General features: G+C 50.5%; 22 protein-coding genes. 12 read left to right on the forward strand and 10 right to left on the reverse strand.

The window, feature by feature from the left end:
- Positions 1-292 precede the first annotated feature (292 nt).
- Complete coding sequence (gmk, locus tag AB1656_14615; GenBank protein ID MEW6236614.1) at positions 293-907, reverse strand: guanylate kinase; 615 nt, start codon at positions 905-907, stop codon at positions 293-295.
- Positions 908-1,497: 590 nt separating this feature from the next.
- Here gmk and secA point away from each other — a divergent pair.
- The 3 genes from secA to AB1656_14630 all read left to right on the forward strand — a co-directional run bounded on the left by secA (position 1,498) and on the right by AB1656_14630 (position 4,722).
- Positions 1,498-4,059 (forward strand): preprotein translocase subunit SecA, encoded by a 2,562-nt coding sequence (gene secA / locus AB1656_14620; GenBank protein ID MEW6236615.1) that lies wholly within the window; start codon positions 1,498-1,500, stop codon positions 4,057-4,059.
- Positions 4,060-4,237: 178 nt separating this feature from the next.
- Positions 4,238-4,426, forward strand: coding sequence for a hypothetical protein (locus AB1656_14625; protein MEW6236616.1), 189 nt, complete (start codon positions 4,238-4,240; stop codon positions 4,424-4,426).
- Positions 4,423-4,722 carry a type II toxin-antitoxin system RelE/ParE family toxin gene (locus AB1656_14630; GenBank protein ID MEW6236617.1) on the forward strand — a complete coding sequence of 100 codons (300 nt, stop codon included), beginning with the start codon at positions 4,423-4,425 and terminating at the stop codon, positions 4,720-4,722. The genes AB1656_14625 and AB1656_14630 overlap by 4 nt, the downstream gene beginning before the upstream one ends.
- 49 nt (positions 4,723-4,771) lie before the next feature.
- On the opposite strand, the gene AB1656_14635 is transcribed toward AB1656_14630, so the two are convergent.
- On the reverse strand, positions 4,772-5,818 hold the full coding sequence (locus tag AB1656_14635) for an MraY family glycosyltransferase (protein MEW6236618.1): 1,047 nt from the start codon (positions 5,816-5,818) through the stop codon (positions 4,772-4,774).
- A 600-nt stretch (positions 5,819-6,418) separates the two neighbouring features.
- Here AB1656_14635 and AB1656_14640 point away from each other — a divergent pair.
- Entirely contained in the window at positions 6,419-7,369 is a 951-nt protein-coding gene (locus tag AB1656_14640) for a DUF4912 domain-containing protein (GenBank protein MEW6236619.1), read from the forward strand.
- A 306-nt stretch (positions 7,370-7,675) separates the two neighbouring features.
- Here AB1656_14640 and gcvPB read toward each other — a convergent pair whose 3' ends face one another.
- The 6 genes from gcvPB to gcvT all read right to left on the reverse strand — a co-directional run bounded on the left by gcvPB (position 7,676) and on the right by gcvT (position 13,996).
- Positions 7,676-9,133 carry an aminomethyl-transferring glycine dehydrogenase subunit GcvPB gene (gcvPB, locus tag AB1656_14645; protein ID MEW6236620.1) on the reverse strand — a complete coding sequence of 486 codons (1,458 nt, stop codon included), beginning with the start codon at positions 9,131-9,133 and terminating at the stop codon, positions 7,676-7,678.
- Positions 9,134-9,278: 145 nt separating this feature from the next.
- Positions 9,279-10,616, reverse strand: coding sequence for an aminomethyl-transferring glycine dehydrogenase subunit GcvPA (gene gcvPA, locus AB1656_14650; GenBank protein MEW6236621.1), 1,338 nt, complete (start codon positions 10,614-10,616; stop codon positions 9,279-9,281).
- Between the two features lie 123 nt (positions 10,617-10,739).
- Entirely contained in the window at positions 10,740-11,120 is a 381-nt protein-coding gene (gcvH, locus tag AB1656_14655; GenBank protein MEW6236622.1) for a glycine cleavage system protein GcvH, read from the reverse strand.
- A 23-nt stretch (positions 11,121-11,143) separates the two neighbouring features.
- Positions 11,144-11,719, reverse strand: coding sequence for a DUF4276 family protein (locus AB1656_14660; protein ID MEW6236623.1), 576 nt, complete (start codon positions 11,717-11,719; stop codon positions 11,144-11,146).
- Positions 11,716-12,909: an ATP-binding protein gene (locus tag AB1656_14665; protein ID MEW6236624.1), complete on the reverse strand. Its 1,194-nt coding sequence runs from the start codon at positions 12,907-12,909 to the stop codon at positions 11,716-11,718. Before AB1656_14665 ends, AB1656_14660 begins: the two co-directional genes overlap by 4 nt.
- 7 nt (positions 12,910-12,916) lie before the next feature.
- Positions 12,917-13,996, reverse strand: coding sequence for a glycine cleavage system aminomethyltransferase GcvT (gene gcvT / locus AB1656_14670; GenBank protein MEW6236625.1), 1,080 nt, complete (start codon positions 13,994-13,996; stop codon positions 12,917-12,919).
- Between the two features lie 295 nt (positions 13,997-14,291).
- Between gcvT and AB1656_14675 the strand changes: the two genes are divergently transcribed.
- Entirely contained in the window at positions 14,292-15,113 is an 822-nt protein-coding gene (locus AB1656_14675; GenBank protein MEW6236626.1) for a hypothetical protein, read from the forward strand.
- A gap of 84 nt (positions 15,114-15,197) precedes the next feature.
- Positions 15,198-16,427, forward strand: a complete 1,230-nt coding sequence (locus tag AB1656_14680) for a Gfo/Idh/MocA family oxidoreductase (GenBank protein ID MEW6236627.1) — start codon at positions 15,198-15,200, stop codon at positions 16,425-16,427.
- A 256-nt stretch (positions 16,428-16,683) separates the two neighbouring features.
- Here the strand turns inward: AB1656_14680 and AB1656_14685 are convergent, their stop codons facing one another.
- Positions 16,684-17,121 carry an Hsp20/alpha crystallin family protein gene (locus AB1656_14685; protein ID MEW6236628.1) on the reverse strand — a complete coding sequence of 146 codons (438 nt, stop codon included), beginning with the start codon at positions 17,119-17,121 and terminating at the stop codon, positions 16,684-16,686.
- Between the two features lie 265 nt (positions 17,122-17,386).
- Positions 17,387-17,593 carry a hypothetical protein gene (locus AB1656_14690; protein ID MEW6236629.1) on the reverse strand — a complete coding sequence of 69 codons (207 nt, stop codon included), beginning with the start codon at positions 17,591-17,593 and terminating at the stop codon, positions 17,387-17,389.
- A gap of 221 nt (positions 17,594-17,814) precedes the next feature.
- Between AB1656_14690 and gpmA the strand changes: the two genes are divergently transcribed.
- The 6 genes from gpmA to AB1656_14720 all read left to right on the forward strand — a co-directional run bounded on the left by gpmA (position 17,815) and on the right by AB1656_14720 (position 25,031).
- Positions 17,815-18,561 carry a 2,3-diphosphoglycerate-dependent phosphoglycerate mutase gene (gene gpmA, locus AB1656_14695; GenBank protein ID MEW6236630.1) on the forward strand — a complete coding sequence of 249 codons (747 nt, stop codon included), beginning with the start codon at positions 17,815-17,817 and terminating at the stop codon, positions 18,559-18,561.
- A 31-nt stretch (positions 18,562-18,592) separates the two neighbouring features.
- Positions 18,593-18,838: a hypothetical protein gene (locus AB1656_14700; GenBank protein MEW6236631.1), complete on the forward strand. Its 246-nt coding sequence runs from the start codon at positions 18,593-18,595 to the stop codon at positions 18,836-18,838.
- 129 nt (positions 18,839-18,967) lie between these two features.
- Positions 18,968-20,239 carry a pitrilysin family protein gene (locus AB1656_14705; protein MEW6236632.1) on the forward strand — a complete coding sequence of 424 codons (1,272 nt, stop codon included), beginning with the start codon at positions 18,968-18,970 and terminating at the stop codon, positions 20,237-20,239.
- Between the two features lie 147 nt (positions 20,240-20,386).
- Positions 20,387-20,821: a hypothetical protein gene (locus AB1656_14710; protein MEW6236633.1), complete on the forward strand. Its 435-nt coding sequence runs from the start codon at positions 20,387-20,389 to the stop codon at positions 20,819-20,821.
- Positions 20,822-20,913: 92 nt separating this feature from the next.
- Positions 20,914-22,524: a hypothetical protein gene (locus AB1656_14715; protein ID MEW6236634.1), complete on the forward strand. Its 1,611-nt coding sequence runs from the start codon at positions 20,914-20,916 to the stop codon at positions 22,522-22,524.
- Positions 22,525-22,595: 71 nt separating this feature from the next.
- Positions 22,596-25,031 (forward strand): penicillin acylase family protein, encoded by a 2,436-nt coding sequence (locus tag AB1656_14720; protein ID MEW6236635.1) that lies wholly within the window; start codon positions 22,596-22,598, stop codon positions 25,029-25,031.
- Positions 25,032-25,074: the final 43 nt, after the last annotated feature.

The raw sequence follows: 25,074 nt of genomic DNA on the forward strand, positions 1-25,074 counted from the left end.
ATAGGAGAATGGAGTATGGATCGATTGTCGATTCGGAAAATCGCGCTTGTCGCACCCTCATGGGAGAATGGTTTTCGATCCAAGCCGATATTCCATATTTTGATGAGTAATACCAGTCTGCTTTAGGTTAGTTGCTTATAAATTCCCTCGCCCTTTGGGAGAGGGTTAGGGTGAGGGAAATATAAGTCTAATAATATCAACCCTCACCTAACCTCTCCCCATCTTGGGAGAGGAATTTTAAAAACAACAATCTCAATGCAGGTTGGTATAAAAGGCAGGAATGCTCTTGCGTTCATACAAGCAATCCCAAATCTTGCAGCCAGGGTTTTCTCCGTTCCACCCGCAGCCGGTTGGATTGAATGATGGCTCGGCATTCTTCCGCCGCCTGTTGGGGATCGCCATTAATAACGGCGTAATCGTACATTTCAATAAACCGCATTTCGCGCAGCGCCTGATTGAAGCGGAATTCCAAATCGTCTCCTTCTCCCTTGGCGCGCGAATGCAGCCTGCGCCTCAATTCTTCCAGCGAAGGCGGCAGCAAGTAGATGAAAATGCCGTCTTGATATAACGTCAGGATGGCGGCGGCGCCTTGAACGTCGATATCCAACAGCGCGTCATGGCCCAATTCGAATTGCTTTTCCAAAAAATGTTTCGGCGTTCCGTAATAATGCCGATAGACTTTCGCCCATTCCACCAGTTGGTCTCGATCGATGGCTTCTTCGAAGGCGGCGGGAGTTGTAAAGAAATAATCAATTCCTTCTTGTTCTCCCGGCCGAGGCGGGCGCGTCGTCATAGAGACGGAGCGAATCATATCTAATCCCATGTCCATCAACAAAGAAGCCACCGTCCCTTTGCCAACGCCGGAAGGACCTGACAACACTACCGGAATCCCGTGTATGGAACTCATTATTCGTTATATTCCTTCCCCAATTCTACGTCGTTTCCGCCATCAATATTCTACGCGGTCAATATCAGGCTGGAATAATATTCCAACCGTCCTATGATTATTATAAAAGACTACCGCCATTTCACAGCACTCAAATCCGCCTAACTTTATCATAAAGACGAATCGGGAATGAGGGTGAAATCCATAAATGATTGCGCACGAAGCAACGCCTCTCCGCTTTGGACAACGGCATTGAGAAAAGAAAACTTACTAAACATTAACTAAAATACCCGACATCGTTTTTCTCAAAGTGGGTAAAGCAGGCGTCTTGCCTGCCTTATTGATGCAGACGGGACGCCCGCTCTACCCATATATTCCTCCTTAGCATCCCAAACCATATCGGGTGGGATTTGTTGTTATTAGTACAAGTCGCGCTTATCCGTATGATGAAACATTCGTGCTAAACTATAAAGTTCATACTGCGTAACGGACGCTCTTTCTATTCGTTCTATCGGGGTGAATGGGGCGCGCATTGAGCGTCGAGAGTCGAATAAGTACGATACATTCAGTAAAAAACGCCCAAGATAAAAATTTAATATTAGGATAATACCATGTCTATCGTTGCGGCTATATTGAAAAAAATATTCGGCACCAAGCAAAACCGCGATATGCGGCGCTATGCTCCTCTCGTCCAGGCGGTGAACGATTTCGAGGAATGGACAATCGGGCTTTCCGACGGCGAACTGCGCCAGCAGACGGATATCTTTCGTCAACGCCTCCAAGACGGCGAATCCATCATGGATCTTGTTCCCGAAGCCTTCGCCGTGGTTCGCGAAGCGTCTAAAAGAACGCTGGGAATGCGCCACTTCGACGTTCAGCTCGTCGGTGGTTTGGTTCTCTTGGAAGGGAAAATCGCTGAAATGGCCACTGGCGAAGGCAAAACGCTCGTCGCCACTCTTCCCGCGTATTTGCGCGGCCTTACGGGTAAGGGCGTCCACATCGTCACTGTCAACGACTACCTCGCCCGCCGCGACAGGGAATGGATGGGGCCGATTTACGAGTTTTTAGGCCTCACTGTGGGAACTATCCAGCACGATCTGGATCCGGAAGCGCGCCAAGCCGCCTATGGCTGCGACATCACTTATGGCACCAACAACGAATTCGGCTTCGACTACCTGCGCGACAACATGGCCATCGCCAAGGAATACTGCGTCCAGCGAGGACTCTATTATGGCATCGTTGACGAGGTAGACAGCATCCTCATCGACGAGGCGCGAACGCCGCTTATCATCTCCGGTCCCGCCGAAGAATCCACTGACAAATACTACGTTGTTGACCGCGTCGTCCGCCGCCTGGTCAAAAACAAGGATTTCACCATCGACGAACGCGACCAGGTGGTCATGCTCACGGAAGAGGGCAGCGAGAAGGTGCAGCAAATCCTCAACGTCAACATCTACGACGAGCAGCATATCGACCTCGTTCACCACATCCAGCAATCGCTGCGCGCCCATTATCTCTTTCTGCGGGACGACCGCTATATGGTAGAAAACGGCGAAGTGGTCATCGTCGACGAATTCACTGGGCGCAAGATGCCCGGACGCCGCTACAGCGACGGCCTCCATCAGGCTCTTGAAGCCAAAGAGGGATTGAAAATCCAACGCGAAAATCAAACCCTGGCCACGATCACCTTTCAGAACTATTTCCGGCTCTACGAAGTCCTTGCAGGCATGACCGGCACCGCCGACACCGAAGCAGCGGAATTTATGGAAATCTACAAACTTGAAGTCATCGTTATTCCTACGAACTGTCCCCTCGCCCGTCTCAACCATCCCGACGCCGTCTATAAAACCGAAAAAGAAAAATACGCCGCCCTCATCGAGGAAATCGTCCAAACTCATGAAAGCGGACGCCCTTCTCTCGTAGGCACGGTCTCCATCGAAAAGTCGGAAAAAGTCTCCGCCATGCTCAAGCGCCGGGGAATCAAGCATACCGTCCTCAACGCCAAACATCATGAAAAGGAGGCCGAAATCGTCGCCGAAGCCGGACAGCCCGGCGCCGTCACCATCGCCACTAACATGGCCGGACGCGGCACCGACATTAAGCTAGGCGAGGGCGTCGCCGGACTTGGCGGATTACACATCATCGGCACGGAACGCCATGAAAGCCGCCGCATCGACAACCAGTTGCGCGGACGCGCTGGACGCCAGGGCGATCCCGGCTCTTCGCGCTTCTTCCTCTCCCTGGATGACGATCTCATGCGCATTTTCGGCGGCGAGAAGATCAAAGCGCTCGCCGAACGCTTCGGCATGGCCGAAGGCGAAGTGCTCGAACACCGCATGGTTACTAAGGCCATCGAAAACGCCCAGAAGCGCGTCGAAGGCCACCATTTTGACATGCGCAAGCACATCCTCAAATATGACGACGTAATGAACAAGCAGCGCGAGGTTATCTACGGCATCCGCCAGGACTTGCTCCACGGCGAAAAACCCGATTCCTATTTTTGGAACATGTGTCTCGACGTCATCGACTACGCCGTCAGCCTCACCATCGCCGATCCTCGCGATAAAGACAGTTGGGAATTGGATAACTTAAAAAACCAGCTGCGCAACTTCTTTCATCTCGTCATTCCCTTTGGCGAAGATGTCGCCGATTGGCTGCAAATCGGCGTCGGCATGAAGCGGGAGGAAATCCGCGCTCAAATCGAAGCGAAAGTCCGGGAAAAATACGACGAACGCAAGCAAAAATTCGGCGAAGATTTTTCCAAGTGGCTCATGTCCGTCATCATGCTGCGCACCGTTGACGCTAAATGGAAAGAACACCTCTATACGATGGATCATCTTAAGGAATCCGTCGGCTTGCGCGCCTACGGCCAAAAAGACCCCTTGCAGGAATATCAACGGGAAGGTTTTCAGATGTTCGAAAGCATGTACGAAGGGATTCAACAGCAGAGCGTTTCCAGCTTTTTCCACGTCGAAATTTCCCGCGAAGACCCCCGCCAGCGGATGCAGCCCGCGCCGCAGCCAATGGCCACGAACCGCAGCGACGGAGCTTCCAGCGGCCCCGCCCCCGTAAAAAGAGCCGCGAAAATCCAACGCAACGATCCCTGCCCCTGCGGCAGCGGCAAAAAATACAAAAAATGCTGCATGATGAAGGAAGGGGTTAAGGCTTCTTAATCATGTTTTTGTAACAATAAAATTATCCGAATCAAGTGTCCAGGATGCTTGAATGTACAAGAGAAAGATATCCTGCGTATTGTTCGTACGTCATTCCACCAATCGGGATTTATAAAAATCATCTCAATAAAATTATGCTAAAATTTAAATAACTAAAATCGATAGAAGAGGAATAGCTATGACAAGTAAGAAGCAAGAAATTATCGAATTGATTCAAACGATGCCTGATGACGCCGATTATGACGAGATTATGGCCCAAATTTACTTCAAGCAATCGGTGGATCGAAGTCTCAAGCAAATCGAAGAAGGCAAGACGATTTCTCACGAGGAAGCCAAGATAAGATTATCTAAATGGATTCCACAATGAAAATACGCTGGACGCAACGAGGCATCGATAGTTTAGAATCTATCGTAGATTATATAGCGGCCGATTCGGAATATTATGCAGGACGTTTGGCGGAAGGGATTCTACATTCTCTTGAAATACTGAAGAATTATCCCCAACTTGGGCGCGTCGTTCCCGAATTTAATCAACCCTCAATTCGGGAATTGATTTATCATAATTACCGCATTGTTTATAAAATCGAACAGCAAACAATTATCGTTTTGTTGGTTTCGCACGGAATGCAAATCTTGCCCAATATTCCCTATAATGAAAATTAACAGATGCATAGATGGGTTCAAAGCGAAGCGTAGCCCACCATTTTCCTGATTATTTAGAGTGATTGTTATTGTTCCGAATATGCTCCAGCATGGCAATGATAACGAAAAAGATAATCGTTTGCGTCAAGACGACGTAGGCGCCGAACGGCTTGTTGATGATGGGCAGCACCAGCGCGGCGCTGCCGACGCATAACGTCACCAAGTGGATAAAAAAGACGGCCCGCCGGTGGCTCATCCCCAATGCTACGAGGCGGTGGGAGAAATGATTTTTATCGCCCACGTAAATCGGCTTGCCGTTTTTGAGTCGGATCAGAATCACGGAGAGCGTATCGAAGATGGGTACGGCTAAAATCACCGCCGGCATTGCCACCGCCCAACCCGTCGCGTTTTCCGTTCCCGTTTGGTAGAACGTCGATTGCACCGTCAGGGCGGCGACCATGTATCCCACTACCAACGATCCCGCGTCGCCCATGAAGATGCTGGAGGGATTCAGATTATAGCGCAAGAATCCAGCGATGCATCCCGCCAGCGTGAACGCGATGGAGGACATGAATACCTGCCGCCCGACCAAGAGCGTCGAGATGCCCAATAAAACCAAAGCGATCACGGCTACGCCGCCCGATAAGCCGTCCATATTGTCTAACAGGTTGAAAGCGTTGGTGATGAGAACGATCCAAAAGAGAGTGACGGCGAAGTTGATAAAGGCGTGATCGATGAAAAGGGCGATCTGTATATTGCAATAATAAAGAATAATCGCCGCAACGATCTGTCCGGCCAATTTGACGAGAGGACTCATTCCAAATCGGTCGTCAATCAAGCCGAGAACAAATAAAATCGCTCCGCCGCTCAAAAGCCCGATCAATTCCCGCATCACGCGTCCGGAACCAGCGGCGAAATAGGAGAGATCGGACCAATGGCGTCCCCACCAGTTCGCTTGGGAAATATCGCTTTTAAGAATCCAATTCAAGATCGAGAGGTCGCCGGCTACGGCGATGAGAAAAGCGAAAAAAATCGCCGCGCCGCCCAACAGCGGCTTGGGATTGTGATGCACCTTGCGTTCCCCGGGGTGATCGAGAAAGCCCAAAACGGGCGCCAATCTTCTCATGAGGGGAGTTAATAGGAGGGAGAGGAGAAAACCCTCAAAGAATAATAGGAAAAAGTGATACCATTCCATAAGTAGAACGATTCGATCCCTCGAGGCTGGATTTTATCTTTCGCGGCGAATTCAATGTCATGCGGTCCTTTGGAACGCGATAACGAAATTCAAGCGTTTTCCAAGGGGATCGGACGAACTAGAAGAGACCGCAGTCGGTAATAAATATAACAGAGGCGTTCACGGCAAACAAGGAAAACCTCTTAGAAGACAAAAAATAGTGGGATGGTTTTCCTCTTCTTGCCCAACGGTTCGCTTTGTTTTCCAAAATAATCGATGATTATCATAACGATTGGCGTTCTCATCCGTTATGGCAAGAGAGGTATAAGCGTTTGAATCTAAAATTTTCTCCAAGGCGGATTTCTTCTTTTTTATCCGCCATTGTCTCATTTTTGGGACAACCTGTCCTCATTCATGCAAAATTTGATCGATAGATCACCCCAAAACCCCCAATACCACCCTATATTTATGGTACGTTTTTTGTACTTTAATAAAATATAAACTATAATAAGTTATGATTGAACCAAAAGAAAAGGAGAGATCATGTCTCCCAAGTCTCCATCTCCCCCAAATAAAGGGACGAATTTTTTCAAATATCTGGCGCAGATGACTAAGGCGGCGCTATATCGCGTCGCACAACGAATCAAGATTCCAGGACGAAGCACTATGACGAAATCGGAACTTGTAAGAGCGCTAGCCAAAAAGGAAACGGATGTGGCGCCATTGTTGGAAAACGGCGTCAATGGCAAAAAGTCTCCCCATCCCGCCGTAACGGAGCCGGCCAAAAAATCAAAAAAGAAAGAGGTTCCAGCGGTAAAACAGCCAATCGGCAAATCCGTCACTTCTCCCATGCCGGAGAAGGAAAAGCCGCCCGTTCCTTTGGAACCTTCCCGTGTCTGGGTTGGGGAGGAAGGCCCCGATCTTCCCCGCGCGTACGGTAAAACCCTGCTTCTGGCTCTTCCCCGCGATCCCCATTGGGCATTCGTCTATTGGGAGATTACGGACGAAAGCCGAGAGGCGATTTTGCGTGAAGAAGGGGAGTGGTTTTTCGACGTCGCCGTTCCCGTTTTGCGCATCTATAACGCCGAAGGGAAATTCCTCCAGGAAATTCCCATTCTTCTCGACGCCGGAAGCTGGTATATCACCCTCGAATCCGGACCAGAGTATGAGTTTGAACTGGCGTTCAAGCGCGGAGACGGAACCTATCGCGTTTTGGTCCGCTCCAACCGCATCATGCTGCCCCCATCGCGTCCCAGCGACGCCACAGACGAAGAATGGTCTATCATGGAAGAGAAATTCGAAGAGATGCTCAGCTTATCCGGCGGCTTCGACGACGCTTCCTTCGGAGGCTCGGCCAGCGCCATTCGGCACATTCTTCGGCATCGGATGCGCGCGCCTTGGACGGTTTCGCTGCATGAATTCCAGTCGTCGCATCTTATGCCGTCGTCGCTTTCGATGCCGTCCTCGCATAGCGTAACCAAACGTTCGAAGTAAACGGAGTGAGAGCAGAAGAGGCTTCCATCCTCTTGCTGGAGTTTGGCTGTTTACTAGTTTGGGGCTTGGGCATGCGGCGCAATTTCTCCGGCTTCTCTACGCGCTCCTCCTGCGGCGCGAAGCCCCAGAAATGCCAAAACTCCATCTCTTCCGCTGTTTTCTTTGCTTCGCAATAGCCAAACTTCAGTCCCTCTGGGAGAGGGATTAGGTGAGGGAATAATAAGTCTATTAATATCAGCGCACACCTAACCGCTCCCCTCCAGGATGAGGGATTTTTATTAGCGGTAAATTCAAAGGTGTTTGGTATTAATCTTTAAAAATCAAATCAGGTTGGCGAGCCGCCTTCACTTCGTCCAGCTTGCGCACCGGCATTGTATGCGGCGCACTCAAAACTCGCTTCTGATCGTTTTCGTAATTCTTCAATACCTGCGCCGCCGCATCCGCGAATTCGTCGAGCGTACGCTTTGATTCCGTCTCCGTCGGCTCGATCATTAGCGCTTCCTTGACGATCAGCGGAAAATAGACGGTCGGCGCATGAAAGCCGAGATCAAGCAGGTTCTTGGCGAATGCCATCGCCGTCAAATCGCCGAAGCGTTCTTTATTTTTCATGGTTAGAACGAATTCGTGCATGCAATCGCCTTGCATGGCGGGCGGGATTATCTTTTCGAATTTCGATTTGAGATACCGCGCGTTGAGAACGGCATTGTTGCTGTTTTTTCGGATGCCTTCTATGCCATGCAGTCGCATGTAGACGTAAGCGCGCAGAACGATTCCCACATTGCCGAAAAAGGTGGAAAGCTGGCCTATGCTCTTTTCATACTCGTAATTCAGGGTATAGGAATTCGCCTTTTTCTCGATGACGGGAATCGGCAGGAAGGGCAGCAATTTCTCTCCTACGCCTACGGGACCGCTTCCTGGCCCGCCGCTGCCATGGGGCGTAGAAAATGTTTTATGCAGATTGATGTGCACCACGTCGAAGCCCATATCGCCAGGGCGCGTAACGCCCGCGATAGCGTTGAGATTGGCGCCGTCGTAATAGAGCAGCGCTCCCGCCTCGTGCGCCAAGCGCGCAATCTCCACAATATCCTTTTCGAAAATTCCCAGCGTATTGGGATTGGTCATCATCAAGGCGGCGGTATCGTTATTGAGTTTCTTCTTCAAGTCGCCGAGATCGACGCAGCCCTCAGTGTTGGACGCCACTTCGACGATCTTGAAGCCCGCCATCGCGGCGGATGCGGGATTGGTGCCATGCGCCGAATCGGGAACCAGTACGGTTTGGCGATGGTCTTTTCGATCTTTATGGTACGCTCTCACCATCAACATCCCGCAAAATTCGCCGTGCGCTCCGGCGCAGGGATTCATGGTAACTCGCTGCATCCCCGTCAAATCGGCGAGAAATCGCGCGATTTCATCCATGACGAATAATATCCCCTGCGCCGCCTCCGCTCCTATTTCGGGATGCAGATCGACGAAGCCGGGCAACTGCGCCATCGCTTCGCAGATTTTGGGATTGTATTTCATCGTGCAAGAGCCAAGGGGATAGAATCCGCTATCGATGCTGAAATTGCGACGCGACAGCCGCGTATAATGGCGCACAGCTTCCAATTCGCTCACGTCGGGAATGCGGGGGGGCGCCCCGGCGAGGCATTCCGGCGGCAATAAATCCTCGATCGGCTTCTCCTCCGATTCGCGGGGAAACCAATCGCGTCCTTCTCCAGCATGATCCAATTCAAAAAGCGTCGGTTCGTAAGCGTCAAGCGGCATGTATTTTCCTTTCCGATAAAACCAGCAATGGTTTTCTCATAAGTCGAAGGGATATCGCAAGGGCAGAAAAAACCTTGCCTTTGCCACCCCGTCGGTTCTCTTCTCCCTCGCCCATCGGGAGAGGGCTGGGGTGAGGGGCGATTTTTTATTCCATAACCTTTGTGAGAATTTCCGCATAGCGTTCCATATCCGCTTTGCGAGTCAATTCCGTAGCGCAGACCAGCAGCGCTTCTTTTTCACCAGCCAATCCTGGCGCCAAACGAATTCCCGGCGCGACTTGTTCTTCCTTTGCTTTCGCCAAGAAATGTTCGATAGGAATCGGCAATTCGAGAACGAATTCGTTGAAGAAAGGTTTTTGAAACGCCAATCGCACACCCTTTACGCCGCAAAGCCGTTCCTGCAAGGCGCGCGCGTTGCGAACGCTGCGTTCGGCGGCTTGCTGCAATCCTCTCGCGCCCATCGTGAACAGATACATCGCGGCAGCTAGCGCGCACAACGCTTGGTTGGTGCAGATGTTGGACGTCGCCTTCGCCCGACGGATATGTTGCTCCCGCGTTTGCAGAGTCAGAACGTAGCCCGTCTTGCCGTCTGCGTCCGTTGTGCGTCCCGCAAGCCGTCCGGGAAGTTGTCGAATGTATTCTCCCTTGCAGGCGATAAAGCCCGCATATGGACCGCCGAAACTGAGCGGCATCCCCAACGGTTGCAAATCGCCGAGGACGATATCCGCGTTATATGCGCCCGGCGGTTTGAGTAATCCCAGCGAAATGGGGTAAACGGCGACGCCCAAAAGCGCTCCCGCTTCCTTCGCCGCCGCGCTCAGCGAGTCCATCGGTTCCACAACGCCGAAATAATTGGGATTTTGTAGAAAAACGCCAGCGCATGACGCATCCACCATGCGTTTAAGACTTTCCGCGCAAGTGGCGCCGCCGTCATGCGGAATCTCGACGACTTCGATGCCCGCCGCAACGAGGTAAGTATTCAACACGCGGCAGTAGTGAGGATTCGCGGCGGCGGAGACGGCGATCTTCTCCTTGCGCGTCAGACGGCAGGCCATCAGAGCCGCTTCCGCCAGCGCCGAAGCGCCGTCGTACATAGAAGCGTTGGCCGCTTCCATCCCCGTCAAACGGCACATGAGGGTTTGGAACTCGTAGATGGATTGCAGCGTTCCTTGGCTGGCTTCCGCTTGGTAGGGAGTATACGCCGTAACGAAATCGCCGCGCGACAGCAGCGATTTCAACGCTTGGGGAATGAAATGGCGGTAGGCGCCGCCTCCCAAAAACGAGGCCATACGGCGGCCTTCGTTGCGGCGCGCCAAGTCTTCCATCTCGTCGGCGATTTCCATTTCCGTCATCGGCGCTGGAAAGGGTATCTCCGGATTGCGCAGAGCGGCGGGAATCGATCGGAAGAGGTCATTCTCCGTCGCCAAGCCCGCCGCCGCCAGCATCTCCCGTCTCTCATAGGGAGTATGGGGAATATAATCCATGAACGTCTCCTAAATAGAAATACTTATTTCTCGAATGACAAGCAGTGCGTAGCGCGTAGGGTGGGCTCAAAGCGAAGCGTAGCCCACCTAGAACTACCCGTCCTTGCCTTCTTCAAATATGAGTTACGAATTTTCCAAGTGGGATTCGTAAGCCGTTGCATCCATTAATTCGTCGAGTTCGGCGGGATCGAGCATTTGAATCTTCACGATCCAGCCTGCGCCGAAGGGATCTTTGTTGATGATTTCGGGATGATCGTTCAATTCCGTATTGACGGCGACGATCTCGCCCGCGATAGGGGCGTACAATTCCGCCGCCACCTTGCACGATTCGATCACGGCGCATTCGTCGCCGACGTCCACCTTGCGCCCGATCTCCGGCAATTCCACGAAGACGATGTCGGTCAATTGCTCCTGCGCGTAATGGGTGATTCCCACGGCGGCGGCGCCGCCCTCCACCCGCACCCATTCGTGCGATTCCGTATACTTCAAATCCTGCGGCGTCATGCTGCTGTCCTTTCCGATATAAATTAACTTTCAATTAGTCTGAATTTCGTTTGCAAGCAATCCCAAAAGTAAGCGAAAGAGGGCGAATGCAGCTTTGCGCGGTTGGGATTGAATTTTGCAGCGATCTGTTTAGCCAACAGTGTCTTATTGGATATGTAAATGCGTTTAAGATCGATTTTTTTAAGAGTTTTTTTAGGATCAATTATACCCGTGTCATCTGGAGGTTCGTAATTGGCGGAAGGAAATAAGTTCTTGATAGCGCCGTCATCGGCTAAAAGCCATGATTCCAGACCGCGAATTACAACGCATATAAATAGATTTCTTTCTTCTATCGATTTTCTGCATTCGTGGATAATGTTTTTATTGAACAACATCCTTACTTCTGAAATGCATGCTTGTTCATGGCTATCCACTAAAATAAAACAACCATTATAATTCCGATTCAAGCATTCCTCCCAGAAAGAAGGGGTCTTACTAATCAATTCTTGCTTGTTTTTATAATTTCTAACTTTAAAGATGATTTGAGGGAAATATCTAAATAATATTTTTTCGTAAAATTCTTTGTCGGAATTTCCCTCTACGCCAACGCCGATAATCACGGAATGCCTCCTAGAGCGCCTTGCTCCCAGAGTTCTCCTAAACTGAAGTATTTGAGAGAGATTTCAATATCTTCGACGCTGGATGCTCGTTTGGTTTTCGTAAGTCCTTCATTCTTGGCAAATAAAATGATTTCTTCAGGATTCAGATAATTCATAAAATTAGGATTATGCGTAGTAATGAGGAATTGCGCTCCCAAATCTTCGCTGGCTTCTCGGAATAATTGCACGATATGTTCCGCCAGATAGGGATGCAAACCGTTTTCCGGTTCTTCGATCATGATTAAGGAGCCTTTTTTGGCAACCCACTCAGCAATAGCAAAAAGGGCCAGAAGCCGGATGACTCCGTCGGCGGCGGCGTATTGCCGAATCGTTCCCGTGAGATTATCTTCGATGAGTTCAAAAGAACGACTGTCGGCTTCCGAAAGATATAATTCACCAAGTCGATCGAATCCTGGGATAAATCCTTGAAGAAAACGATCAGCGCCGCCGAATCCAAAACTGTCCTTGGGCATTGTTTCGGAACACTCATGAAGAATATCGGCGAGATATTGCCCTTCTTTCCCAAGATGCAGGTTTGATGTTGAACTCGGCATAGGATGCCGGGCAATGTTAGGGGAAATATCAAAGAATCGCCATTGTTCAATTAAGAATCGAATGGAAGATAATAATCGTATTCCCACGCCGCTTACTAATAATCTTGCTTTATCATTTTCGGGGAGAAGATAGATTTTCCCTTTTGGCCAAAAATCGGATAAGGAAGATTCCGTTATTGTAAATTCCGTTTTATTTCTTATAAATTCGAATTTTTCTTCCTTGTTATCGCTATTCGTTTTCGTTCGTAATTGTTCGTTGACAATAATCGGAGCGTTTTCTTTATTGTCGAAATCCAATGTAAATTCGTATTCAAAATATTTTATCGTTTCTTTTATCGATTCGGCGGCGATTCTCAAACGAAGTTGACGATTCGGAGACAATCCAGTTCTATTAATTAGATTAAACGCTCCTCCCAACTCATTCACGGCATAATTCACATCGTGCGTCACCGCCAGTTTTAAAAACTCCAGCGCCGAGAGCAGGTTCGACTTCCCCGAGGCGTTGGCGCCGACGAGGAAATTAAGCGGACCCAAGCGGATTTTTTCCGGCGGAGAGCCGAAACTCTTGAAGCCTTCGATCTCGATTTCGGTGATCATCGCTTTTTCACGCTTTTACATGCTTGGTTACGAAAGGCGGTTTAACGATCTTCGCCGCTAGGCGCTTGGAACGAACTTCTACGGACAAATTATCCGTTTTTACATATTGCGCTTGCACTAATCCCATGCCGATTCCCGTTTCCAATGTGGGGGAAAATCCGCCGCTGGTCGCCGCGCCGATAGGTATTTCTCCCGCGTAGAGCGCGCAGCCCTCGCGGGGGATGCCTTTCTCTTCCAGCTGGAAGCCGATGCGCCTCCGGGGAACGCCCGTTTCTTTTTGTTTTTTTAGAGCGGCCAGGCCGATGAAATCTTCTTTGTCCAGATGAATCGCCCAGCCTACGCCCGCCTCCAGCGGCGTAATTTCTTCCGTCAACTCGTGACCGTACAGCGGATAGCCCATTTCCAGACGCAGAGTATCCCGCGCTCCCAGTCCCGCCGGTTGAGCGCCGAGCGCGCGGACGCGATCCCAAAAATCGCAAGTCTCGTCATCGCGAGCGATGATTTCGAAGCCGTCCTCGCCGGTGTAGCCCGTGCGCGAGACGATGATTTCTCCTTTTCCTTGGCTAAAATCGCGGGCGTGGTAGTAAGCCAATTCATCGGCGCCGGGAAACATGCTTTCCACGATTTTCGCCGCTTCAGGCCCTTGAACAGCGATCATGCCTGTTTCCAAGGTGTAGTCGTCCAATAACGTCTTCGGGGCGAAATGTTCCCGAAACCAAGGCAGCAGTTTTTTCCGGTTGGAGGCATTAACCACAACGACGAACCAATTTTCCCCTAGCCGCGTTACCAGAATATCGTCCTTTACGCCGCCTTCGGGATTGCAGACGACGGTATACCGCACTTGCCCGATTTCCATGTCTTTCATGCGCGAAGCGGTCAGCCGTTCCAGCGAATCGGCGGCTCCGCCGCCTTCGATCCAGAAGCGCCCCATGTGGCCGACGTCGAAAACGCCCGCCGAACGCCGCACTGCTTTATGTTCCAAGGGGATGGATTCGTATTGCACCGGCATATCCCAGCCGGCGAAATCGACCATCCGGCCTTTTTCCGCCAGATGATGATCGTAAAGAGGCGTTTTTGAACTCATCATGCCGTTCCATTTCCGTGTTTTATAAGGGAATAGCCTTCATTTTATCACGCTCCAGTCTTGAAAACCACTGACGCAGATTTATCAAAATCGAATACTTTTCAAATAAAATCCTAGAAAAAAAAGAACTGACGAGCGGCCAATTTGGCAATTCTAGTTCATCTATTCGTAAAACATGTAGATATATATGCAATAAAATCAACTAGATAAAAACATTGAATAAAAGGTACGTTTTTTGCTTATAATTTAGTTGAAGACAACTGCACATTAAATAAATAGAGAAGGGGGGCGTGAAATCATGTACCAGTTTCCATTCCAATTGTTTCACCCTACCCAATCTCTGGAAGCGGTCTTTCCCTTCCTCATCGGATTCACTTTTGCCGTCATCGCCGTATTTTTGCTTTGGATTATTATCGACTATATTCTATTCCGGCGAAGCGCAACCAAAGAACTACGCCTGTTTTATTCCTTAGCGCATCGATTCCATCTGTCCAATAGAGAAGCGAATTATTTGAAACTCGCCGCCTCGAAAAACAATATCCATCCCCTAAGCCGCATCTTAACGGAACAGGATCGCTTCGAAAGAGCCGTATTCTCAATGTATAAAAAATTCCGTCGTTTGATGATCCAAAACATCCGGGAAAAACTCTTCGGCTATAGACTTAAGCCCGCGGAGACGATCCATTCCACCAAGCAGCTGCCGCCCGGCTCGCGCCTGCTGTTGAAGTATATCCAATATCCAGACGCCCTGCTTTGGGGCCATTTGATCGATGTGGATAAAATGGGGCTGATCGTCGTTATTCCTTCCTACTACGAAATTCACATTCCCCTCCGGCCCAATACGCTATTGGAAATCACCGCGTATATTCCCGAACACGATCCCGTCGAATTCCGCAGTTGGGTGAAATCGGTGATTCCCGGACCGCGCAAAATGATCGTCATCGGCCATTCCGATTTCGTTCTCCGCGCCGAAGAGACGGAGGGCGATTTGCTATTCGGTCCGCAAAACCATCTTAAAAAATATCCCGCGCTCTCCTCCTCTTCCTCCGCCCCGCATGATTCTCCTCTACGATTTCGGTCTCGCTCTGTGAAGAATCCAAAATTCATTATGTCCCTTTAAGGATATTGCGAAGGCTTTCTTTTCTCCCCCTTTTTCCATTATGATGTTGGGGATATTTATCCATCAAACCTTTGGAGAACCGCTATGAATAAAAAGAACGCCCCTCACACGCTGCCCCGGCGCGGATTCATGAAAGCCGCCTCCGCAGGCGCTGGTTTAATGTTGGTCAAGCCGGAATCCGTATTCGGCGCCCCAGCCAATTCCCTCATCCAAGCGGGTCTTATCGGATGCGGCGGCCGTGGGACGCACGATGCCGGCGTGTTCGTCCGCATGACGGATACGCGCTTCATCGCTCTGGCCGATTACTTCGAAGACCGTCTGCAATCGACGAAAAACACTCTCGATGGCCGCTTGAAAGAAAAGGGCCAACCTGAAATCGAAGCCTCCAAACTATTCAAAGGCATGAAATCTTACGAAGACGTTTTGGCTATAGACGATATTGACATGGTTCTCATCACTAGCCCCGTCTATTTCCACCCCATCCATTTCGAAGCGGCGGTCAATGCGGGTAAGCATATTTACATGGAGAAGCCAGCGGGCGCCGACGTGGCGGGCGTCAAGAAAGTGATCGAGGCTGGACGCAAAGCGAATGGAAAAAAGAGCATGATGATTGGCTTCCAAATCCGCTTCAGCCTGGAATTTCAGGAAGCCGTAAATCGCGTCCATCAAGGCGATATCGGCGATCCCGTCAGCGGCATGGTCAATTACCATGCCGGCCGTCTTGGCGGACGCAACCTGCCCAACGCGACGGAAGAGGAAAACCGGCTGCGCAATTGGGTATTCGACAAAGCTCTTTCCGGCGACATCATCGTCGAACAGAACGTCCATGTTATCGATGTATGCAACTGGTATCTGCAAAACCATCCCGTTAAAGCTTTCGGAACCGGCGGACGCAAAGCCCGCGTCGATATAGGCGACTGCTGGGATCACTTCATCTGCATCTTCTGGTATCCCAATGATGTGCGCATCGATTTCAGCTCGTCCCAATTTCTACGGGGATGGGGCGATTGCCGCGAGCGCATCTTCGGAACCCGTGGAACCGCCAATACGCCTTATACTGGCAACGCCGAAATCACCGGCGACAAATCCTGGCAATCGGAAAATACCGATCTGCTGGGCGGTACGGAAGAACGTAAAGTTACTACCTTCATCGAAAGCGTTAAAAGCGGCAACTACGCCAACGAAACCCTGCAAGCCGCCGAAAGCACTCTGACTTGCATATTAGGTCGCATCGCAGCTTATGAAGAACGTATGGTAACTTGGGATGAAATGATGAAATCCAACCTGACGATAGATCCAAAACTTAAATTGTGATTTTATTATGCAATTACATTCCCAGACGCCCTTTGGGAGAGGATTAGGGTGATGGATTATAAGTTCATTTAAATCAACCATTACCAAACCTTTATTCCTCTGCGGAAACGTCATTCGTACAAAACAAAGCGGGCGGCTGCAAAGCCGCCCTTAGTCATGATAGGGAGGGAAGGAATTCTGAAAAGCGCACGGCGTTGAATATCTTGTTTTTGTTTCCATCCGGCGCAATCGACGCCGGGATTCATTCTCTGCGGCCTTAATTGATGAAATCGATCTTGATCGTTTTAGGAACGGATATTTCTTTTTTGGGAAGATGAATCGTCATTACGCCGTTCTCGTAAGTAGTGGTTATCGCTTCGCTCACGATAGCCACGGGCAGCGATATGCTTCGTTCAAACGCGCCGAAGCCTCGCTCCAACCGGTTCGCCGCCACGAAAGGCCGCTCGTCCGTCTTCTTTTTCTCGCCGCGGACGACCATAAAATCCTCGCCTGTTTCCACGATCAGCCGATCGGCGTCGATCCCTGGCAGGTCCATTTCGATGACGAAACATTCGGCGTTCTCAATGATATCCACAGCGGGTTTCCAGTCTTCTCTCGGCGCGCCGCAAGTTTTTTTATCTCCCGCCAGCGGAGAGAGGAAACTCTCGCACGGTTTTTTACCTTGGAAAGGGGATTTCTGCTCACGTATATACATGATGAGAACTCCTTTTGGGGGCGTCGCATCCGGTCGATGCCGGAACGAACCCTTGCTTATATTCTACAACGACTTTGCCGTCAAACAAAATTTCAATAAATAATTTTGCATATTTGTCATATTTGTTATCGACTTCTTTTTCAATTTTATTAATAAGCAATTTATAGGCCAACACAACGCCAACAATAGTTTTGTTTTATTATTATCTCTATTCCACCCGATTCGTCAACTTATCTTGGGTAAATTATCAATTTTATATATTGTTTTATTTAAAATATGTATCGGGACAAGATACAAACAAGTAACCATGTAACTGTTTTTCAAACGATATGTCCTTTTTCCTTTCTTCACCGATTTCTTTATTGTTCCCTTTTTTAAACCTGAATCGTTCTATAATAGGCCATTTTGGCGCAATCATGACATGTGCATTGGATTTTTCTCTTCTTCCTTTTGTCAAAATGATACGATCCATCCTAACTTATCTCGCATTCGAGTCTTCTTGTACGTTTTAGGGAGTGAGAAAACGGCTTTTTGGCGCTGAAATTTCCTTGCTGGAAGATTCGGCATATCCGTCTTCCTCCCGCTATCCTTTCCGCTTGACGAATTCCTTTTCGCAGGCGAGAATGTTTTCTTCAGTGTTCATAGAGATTAACGAATTGCCATTTCATTCATAACTATCGTGGAGCAAGAGGAATGAAGAAAATCGTATTGCTTCGGCATGGCGAAAGCGTATGGAATCAGGAAAATAAATTCACCGGTTGGACCGATGTCGATCTATCGGAAAAAGGACTAGCGGAAGCCAATGAAGCCGGGCGCCTGCTGCGCGAAGGCGGCTACCAATTCGACATCGCTTATACTTCCGTTCTCAAACGCGCCATCCGCACATTGTGGATCGCCCTGGACGAAATCGACCAGATGTGGATCGACGTTCATCGCAGTTGGAGGCTCAACGAGCGCCATTACGGCGCACTGCAAGGCCTCAACAAGGCGGAGACGGCGGCCAAGTACGGCGACGACCAAGTGAAAATCTGGCGCCGTAGTTATGATGTTCCACCCCCGGAATTAGAAAAGACGGATGATCGCTTCCCCGGCAAAGATCGCCGCTACGCCAACCTGAAACCTGAAGAATTGCCCACCACCGAAAGTTTGAAACTGACCATCGACCGTTTTCTTCCCTATTGGTTTGACGTCATCGTCCCCAGCGTCAACGCCGGAAAAAGAGTGATTATCGCCGCCCACGGCAACAGTCTGCGCGGTCTGGTGAAGCATCTGGACAACGTTTCGGAAAAAGACATCCTCGAACTTAACATCCCCACCGGCATCCCGCTGATTTATGAGTTGGATGACGATCTGAAGCCGATCAAATCCTATTATTTAGGCGATGCGGAAGAATTGAAGAAGAAAATGCAAGCCGTCGCCAACCAGGGGAAAGCCAAGTAGTCCTTAATCGACGCTTGAAGGATGTTAAATCATGGATATTCATTTAACGCCGGAAGCGGAGCATACTATTAAACAATGGATTGGAGAAGGACTTTGCCGAACGCCGGATGAGGCGGTGGCTAAGGCCTTGGATTTGCTGAAACAACAGATGCTCGCAAAAGCCAAAACAAAAAGTTCTCTGAAGAATTTGAAGAAAATGGCTGGATGCTTAGCCGACTTGGATGTTCTAAAAGAAGACAGCGTGAAAATTCAAAGAGCGATGCGTAATGAATGGTAATACCAATACCTATCAAGATTGTAACATATCATTCCTTCTCCCCCTGGGAGAGGGAACAGGAATTGCGTAACATGAGGTAGTAAGAAGGAATTTCTATTACGTAAAATTTGATCTTAAACCAAAAAATCAATGCCATCCGAAACCCCGGCTATACAAATCCCCCAAAGAGAAGTCGTCCGCGAAGTTATGGCGAACGGGACGGTCTTTCTTTACGCTCCCAATCCATATAATCCCATTGTGGCGATGAACATCCTCTCCCGCCAGGCTTCCCGCCACGAACAGGCCGAAAAAGCGGGCATGGCCAATCTTTGCATGAGGCTCCTATCCGCCGGAACGGATCTGCATACGGAAGAGGAGATCGCCATTAATCTCGAACGCAACGGCGCCCTTTTCAAAGCGGAAGCGGGCAAGGACAACAGCGCCGTTGATCTGCTCTCCACTACCCATTTTTTCCAGGACGATCTCCAGGCGGTTTTGGAATTATTGGATCGCCCCACGTTTCCCGAAGACAAAATCGAGCGCGAATGCGAAATTGTCCGCATGAATATCCTCGAACAGGAAGATTCGCTCTTGACTTACACGATGCGCATTTTCCGCAAGCTGTTTTTCGGCGATCATCCCTACTCCTGGCCCAATATTGGCCTGGTGGAAACGCTGGACAATATCGAAAGAGACGATCTCGTCCCCTTCGCCCAAGGCGTTTTCGAACCATCCAATCTCATTGTTTCCGTTGTGGGCGGTTCCGAAAAGAGCGGCGTCCGGGAGATGATTTCCAACGCCTTCGCCGATCGTCCCGTCAACGGCTATCGCTCCATTCCCGATCCGCCTCCCGCCGCTCCCGCCTTCGTTTCCAACTGCGAGAAAGTGGAACAAAAGGAATCAGAGGCGGAATACATTGTTATGGGTTATCCCGGCTGCAGCATCCGCGACGAGATCGCCATCCCCATGCGCCTTATTGGCGCCATTCTTGGCGGTTCGATGGATTCGCGTCTTTTCCGTGAAATCCGCGACAAGCGGGGCTTATGTTACCAGGTCGGCGCCAATTTCACTCCCTCGCATGGCCATTCGCCCTTAATGATCTACGCCGTCTCTTCGCCGCAAAACCGGAGGGACGTGATTTCGTGCGCCGAGGCGGAAATCAAGCGGCTTCAGGACGAATCCATCTCGGAGGAAGAATTGGATCGCGTTAAAACCTACATTTGTGGTACTAACGTTATGTCTATGGAAACCGTCATGGGCCAGGCCTCTCGCTTTGCCCTCTACGAAGCCGCCGGGTTGGGATGGGAATACGCCAACCGCTTCTCCGAAGAGATTTATAAAGCCGACGCCCAAACTATCCAGGACGTCGCCCGCAAGTTATTAACCCATCGCCTGCTGACCATCACCGCCCCTCCCGCCTGAGTGACGCTCTCCCTTACGATTTCTCTCAATGTTGTCCTCCCTCCGCCGATATTAGGTTTGAATTTCCATGATTTGCCATGAGGGCGTACGAGGTTCGAAGAGTTTTCCGAAGCCAGACTGAACGACGGATTTTCCGTGGAGGTTTGGATGTACGGAAACTGTATTCTCTGCAATAACTACGCCAAACTTAACCGATTGTATATCTGCTCCGATTGCTTCCCCATCGACGAGCAACTGCTGCAACTCGCCCGCGATATGATCCAGGCGGAAGGGCGCATGAGCGTCTTCGAATTGGCCGATAAACTGAGCGTTCCCTACGAGCGCATCTTTCTATGGATTCAACAGCGTCGCCTGAAACCCGGCCAATTCCGTTATAACTGTCCTGTTTGCGGCAAGGATTTGCTCTATTCGTTCTGCGATTGCATGAAGAACTCCTACGCCAGCGAGAGCAGCGGCCGCCACGGCGTCCACCCGGAAAAATTCTATTCCGCCCTCCGCATCCATCAGCGGCGAAATTATTATTGGGATCATGAATCGCGCATCCGCCGCAAACAAAAGCGCGATATCTGGCTGCCGACGTAGAGTCAGAATCAGGATGAGCAGGATTTTCAGGATTTACTGGTTAAAAAGACAAAAAATCCTAGTCATCCTTAATTATCACTTGCAAATTAACTATGCGGGGAAAAACGCCTACCCTCCAGGCAATGAGCCAATCCATCCATCCTATCTTTCAACGCTTTAGCGAATGGAAGACGCTGGCGCTGCTCTGCGCCGCTTCATTCTTTTTGCTGGATATCGTTCCGGCGCTTTCGCCTGAAGCCGGATTCTCCTTTTCTTTCATTGCATTCATGGAGTTCATTGTATTGGCGCAATTGGCCTTCGCCTGGCGCATCCGATTGGGATCGCTTCCCATCTCTTCGATCTATATTTTAACTTCACTCTATTTCTTTCGCTTAGTCTATCGTGCTTCGTTAGGTCTGACGGCGTTGTGGGGAATGCGGGGGGGATGGATTCATACTCCCCTATTAGGTTTGGTTTGGTATGGCGTGGGAACGTTGATGCTTCACCCCGATGCTTATAGGGAGATAGAACGCTATAGCCGGATAGTCGGCGAATGGCCGAATGGAAAGAAACGGTTTTATACAGCCGTTTTTTTTGTCTTGCTGACAGCGCTGTTTTTCGCCCTGCAATCGCGCAATATTTCCCGCGACGGTCTCGACTGGATCGAACGTTCAACGAAGCCCGTGTGGCATCTCTATATGCGCGAGCCGTTAACCATCGGTCTTCACCGGCTGCTTTACCTCCTGGTTCGTCCGTTCTTTCACGTTCGCAACGATATGGCGGTTTCCTTTCAAATTTTCCCCATTTTATCCATCGCGGCGGGGCTTTGGAGCGGGTTCTGGTTCCTCAAAATCGTCCGCCTCGCCTGGCGCGGCAATGTCGACCGCGTTCTCGCCTGCCTGCTCGCCGCCGCATCGGGAGGTTGGATGATCCTCAATTTCGGCCATGTCGAAGTCTATCCTATCCTAATCGCCGGACTGTTGCCGACGTTCTATTTCGCGCAGCGTTATCTCGGCGGCCAAGGCTCCATCCTGCCCGCCGCCGTTGGTTTTTCCCTAACGTTTCTCTTGCATTTATCCGTTGGCTGGCTGATTCCCGCGTTTGGGCTGCTTCCATTTATGCAAAAAGAACGCAAGAAAATTTTCCCGGACGTTATCGTTTTTGGAACAACGTTTCTCGCTATTCAATCCGTATTTTGGCTTTCGTTGCTCGTTTTCTGTTACGGCTCCGATCCCTCGCGGATGCTGGCGAGGCTCCATGAGGATTTCAACGTCGGTCCGGATCGCGCTATGTTTCTTCCCGGTTGGGCGTTGCTTCAAGGACGCCATTTATGGGATTTGCTCAATGAAGCGATTTATTTATCGCCACCCTGCTTGTTACTCTTTCCTCTCGCTCTCGCTATTCTCGTCCGGCGCCTGAAAAAAGAAAACCTATTTTGGATGCTGCTCGCCGCTGGATATCTCGCCTATACCTTTTTGTGGAATCCCGACCGAGGCTATCCCGAAGACTGGGACCTCTTTTCGCCAGGCGTTCCTATCGCCGTTTTCTTTTTGCTTCATATTTATCTACCGGCGACGGAAACGGAGGCGCAGCTTCATCCAAACCGATTGAATATCTACTTGGCCGCTATGGGAACTCTGCCTTACGCCATCGCCCAAATTCTCTATCATCGCCTCATCCCATTCTCCCGCGCCGGGTTTCCTTGGATCGATTCTTCGATATAGCACGGAACATAATGGCGTTTCTCGACGACATTTAAATTTAATACTAACTCCTACGAATGAGGAGGATCGGCATGATCGCTAAAAGAACGATCTTAACGGCGTTGTTTTCAATATCCATCGGCTTCACGGCGGGAGCGGCGCCTTCCCCGGAATTCGGCAAGATTGAGTTGTTGCGCGACGAGTGGGGCGTTCCGCATATTTTTTCCGATACTGACGCCGGGGCGTTTTACGGAGTGGGCTATGTCCAGGCGGAAGACCGCGCTTTTCAGATGTACTATTCCCTGCGAATCATCCAGGGCCGCGTTTCAGAAATTCTCGGCGACGTCCCCGCGAACCGGCGCGATTTTTCCACGTTCGATCATGATAAAAAATTCCGAACCTTGGGCTTCTATCGCGCCGCTAACCGGCTGGTTGGCAAGTTGGATGCGGAAACGGTGAAATTGCTGCAAGCCTTCAGCGACGGCGTCAACGATTATGTCGCGGAAAATCGAACCAAATTGTTGTACCTCTTCGATGAACTCGGCCTTGAGCCTGAACCTTGGACGCCCGCCGACTGTCTGGCCAGTTGGTGGCATTTGGGTAACTTTTTCGCCGGAGACGGCTTGCGGGACGTTATGCAATATCACAACCGCAAGAATGGCGCGCGTCCCCAACCCGCCGCCAAAGAAGGCGCCCGCCCAGCGATGCGCGACAGCATGGAAGCCCTGGCGCAAAGAGCCGCCAATTTTAAGCCGCCGGTGGATGACGCCGCCGCCGTCGTTCAAGAAGAAGACATCAGTCCGGAATGGATCCAAAAAGTTCAAAATTTTCTCCAACAAAAAAGCCTATCTTTCACGAAGGATAATCCCAGCGGCGAGGTCAATCCCAAATACAGCCACGCCTGGGTGGTTGGCGGCCAGGCGACAACGACAGGCGGCGCCGTACTGGTCAGCGATCCTCAAACCCCGGTGCGCAATCCTTCCCTCCTTTACGAATATCATTTCCAAGGCAAAACCTTCAACGCGCGCGGAGCCGGCGTTCCCGGCAGTCCTATTATTCTCATCGGCTGGACGGATCGCGTCGCATGGGGATTGACGGCATTAGGCGCGGATCAAGCCGATATGTTTTTACTGAAAACGGACGCGGATCATCCCAACCAGTATTTCTTCGACGGCCAATGGCGGGATATGGCGATAACGAAAGAGACCATCAAAGTCAAAGGCGCTTCGCCGCAGACGCTGACCGTCAAGGAAACCCATTTCGGCCCCGTCGTTACGACGATCGCCTACGATATGCGTCCCGGCGAAGAAGCGGCGTTGAAGCGAATTCCCCTTTGCCAAACGGACAACGATACGATTCAAGGCGCCGTGGCCATGATGCGCGCCCGTGACGTGAAAGAATTTTCCAAAGCCATCGAAGGTTGGAGTTTCCCCTCGGCCAACATCGTTTTCGGGGATGCGCAAGGCAACATCGCCTATTGGGTATTGGCCGCCATTCCCATGCGTTCGCCTTTGGCTCTGGATGGCGAGAATGCCGCCCATGACGGCTCCGATTCCAAGTACGATTGGCTGGGAACTATGCCTTACGACCTGTTGCCCCATGTCGTCAATCCTAAGCGAGGCTATCTCCTCTCCGCCAATCACCGCCCCATTGGTTCCTTCTATCCCACGCTGCTCGGCATCAGCACCGGCTCGACCGGCGATACTTCCCGCTCCTGGCGCTTGCGCGAACGGTTGCAGGAAAAGAAAACTTTTACGCCGGAAGAGGTTCTCGCCATCCATTACGACTGCGTCAACGCTCCCAAGCGCGAAATTCTTCACCTCGGCTATCACATGCGCGACGTATTGAAAGCGCATCTCTCGGAAGCGTCATTGAACGCGCTGGCTTATTTGGAAGAGTGGTATAAGAACGGCGCCCAATCCGATATGGCGGTCAAAGGAACGGAACTAGTCAACTTGCTCTCTACTTTCTTCCGCATGACGGCGACGGAATTGGCGTTCGTCCACGGCGGCGGCGAGACGGGACTTACCCGCTTCCTTAAATCCACGCAATCGCGCATCCAAAAAAATCCTCAAGCGGATTTAGACGACATGGAAAAAGGATGGATCGACGAAACATTGAAATCGGCTTGGCAATCGGCTATTGCGAAATATGGGAGCGATCCGCAAAAATGGCATGAAGCAGCCCTGCGCGAAGCGCAACAGGAAACATTGGGTTATTTCGTTTCACTAGATAATTTCTCCGCTCTCGATCCTCAGAAGATCGTCAAGGTTCCTTATCTAACCTGCCTCGACGGCGGAACCATCCATTCGCAGAAAGCGCAATCCTATACGCAATGGGTTCCCATGAACGACATCGATTCCGCCAAGTCGCTATTGCCCATCGGCCCATCGGAACGCCCCGGTGATCCCTTGAGGTTAAGCGCTTACGAAATGTGGTCGAAAGGCGAACTGCATCCCGCGCCCATAACCCGTCAGGCAGTGGAAAAATACGCCAAAAACGCAAGAATTTTGTCAAAATCGAATTGATTTTTCTTGGATTACGATTCTTGTTTTGGTTATGTTCGATTTA

This window comes from Candidatus Omnitrophota bacterium, assembly GCA_040755155.1.
In the GTDB taxonomy this organism is placed as follows: Bacteria; Hinthialibacterota; Hinthialibacteria; order Hinthialibacterales; family Hinthialibacteraceae; genus JBFMBP01.

Coding starts and splice junctions, on each gene's coding strand:
- gmk (MEW6236614.1), bottom strand. CDS start 907: ATGAGTTCCATACACGGGATTCCGGTAGTGTTGTCAGGTCCTTCCGGC.
- secA (MEW6236615.1), top strand. CDS start 1,498: ATGTCTATCGTTGCGGCTATATTGAAAAAAATATTCGGCACCAAGCAA.
- AB1656_14625 (MEW6236616.1), top strand. CDS start 4,238: ATGACAAGTAAGAAGCAAGAAATTATCGAATTGATTCAAACGATGCCT.
- AB1656_14630 (MEW6236617.1), top strand. CDS start 4,423: ATGAAAATACGCTGGACGCAACGAGGCATCGATAGTTTAGAATCTATC.
- AB1656_14640 (MEW6236619.1), top strand. CDS start 6,419: ATGTCTCCCAAGTCTCCATCTCCCCCAAATAAAGGGACGAATTTTTTC.
- gcvPB (MEW6236620.1), bottom strand. CDS start 9,133: ATGCCGCTTGACGCTTACGAACCGACGCTTTTTGAATTGGATCATGCT.
- gcvPA (MEW6236621.1), bottom strand. CDS start 10,616: ATGGATTATATTCCCCATACTCCCTATGAGAGACGGGAGATGCTGGCG.
- gcvH (MEW6236622.1), bottom strand. CDS start 11,120: ATGACGCCGCAGGATTTGAAGTATACGGAATCGCACGAATGGGTGCGG.
- AB1656_14665 (MEW6236624.1), bottom strand. CDS start 12,909: ATGATCACCGAAATCGAGATCGAAGGCTTCAAGAGTTTCGGCTCTCCG.
- gcvT (MEW6236625.1), bottom strand. CDS start 13,996: ATGATGAGTTCAAAAACGCCTCTTTACGATCATCATCTGGCGGAAAAA.
- AB1656_14675 (MEW6236626.1), top strand. CDS start 14,292: ATGTACCAGTTTCCATTCCAATTGTTTCACCCTACCCAATCTCTGGAA.
- AB1656_14680 (MEW6236627.1), top strand. CDS start 15,198: ATGAATAAAAAGAACGCCCCTCACACGCTGCCCCGGCGCGGATTCATG.
- AB1656_14685 (MEW6236628.1), bottom strand. CDS start 17,121: ATGTATATACGTGAGCAGAAATCCCCTTTCCAAGGTAAAAAACCGTGC.
- AB1656_14690 (MEW6236629.1), bottom strand. CDS start 17,593: ATGGATCGTATCATTTTGACAAAAGGAAGAAGAGAAAAATCCAATGCA.
- gpmA (MEW6236630.1), top strand. CDS start 17,815: ATGAAGAAAATCGTATTGCTTCGGCATGGCGAAAGCGTATGGAATCAG.
- AB1656_14700 (MEW6236631.1), top strand. CDS start 18,593: ATGGATATTCATTTAACGCCGGAAGCGGAGCATACTATTAAACAATGG.
- AB1656_14705 (MEW6236632.1), top strand. CDS start 18,968: ATGCCATCCGAAACCCCGGCTATACAAATCCCCCAAAGAGAAGTCGTC.
- AB1656_14710 (MEW6236633.1), top strand. CDS start 20,387: ATGTACGGAAACTGTATTCTCTGCAATAACTACGCCAAACTTAACCGA.
- AB1656_14715 (MEW6236634.1), top strand. CDS start 20,914: ATGCGGGGAAAAACGCCTACCCTCCAGGCAATGAGCCAATCCATCCAT.
- AB1656_14720 (MEW6236635.1), top strand. CDS start 22,596: ATGATCGCTAAAAGAACGATCTTAACGGCGTTGTTTTCAATATCCATC.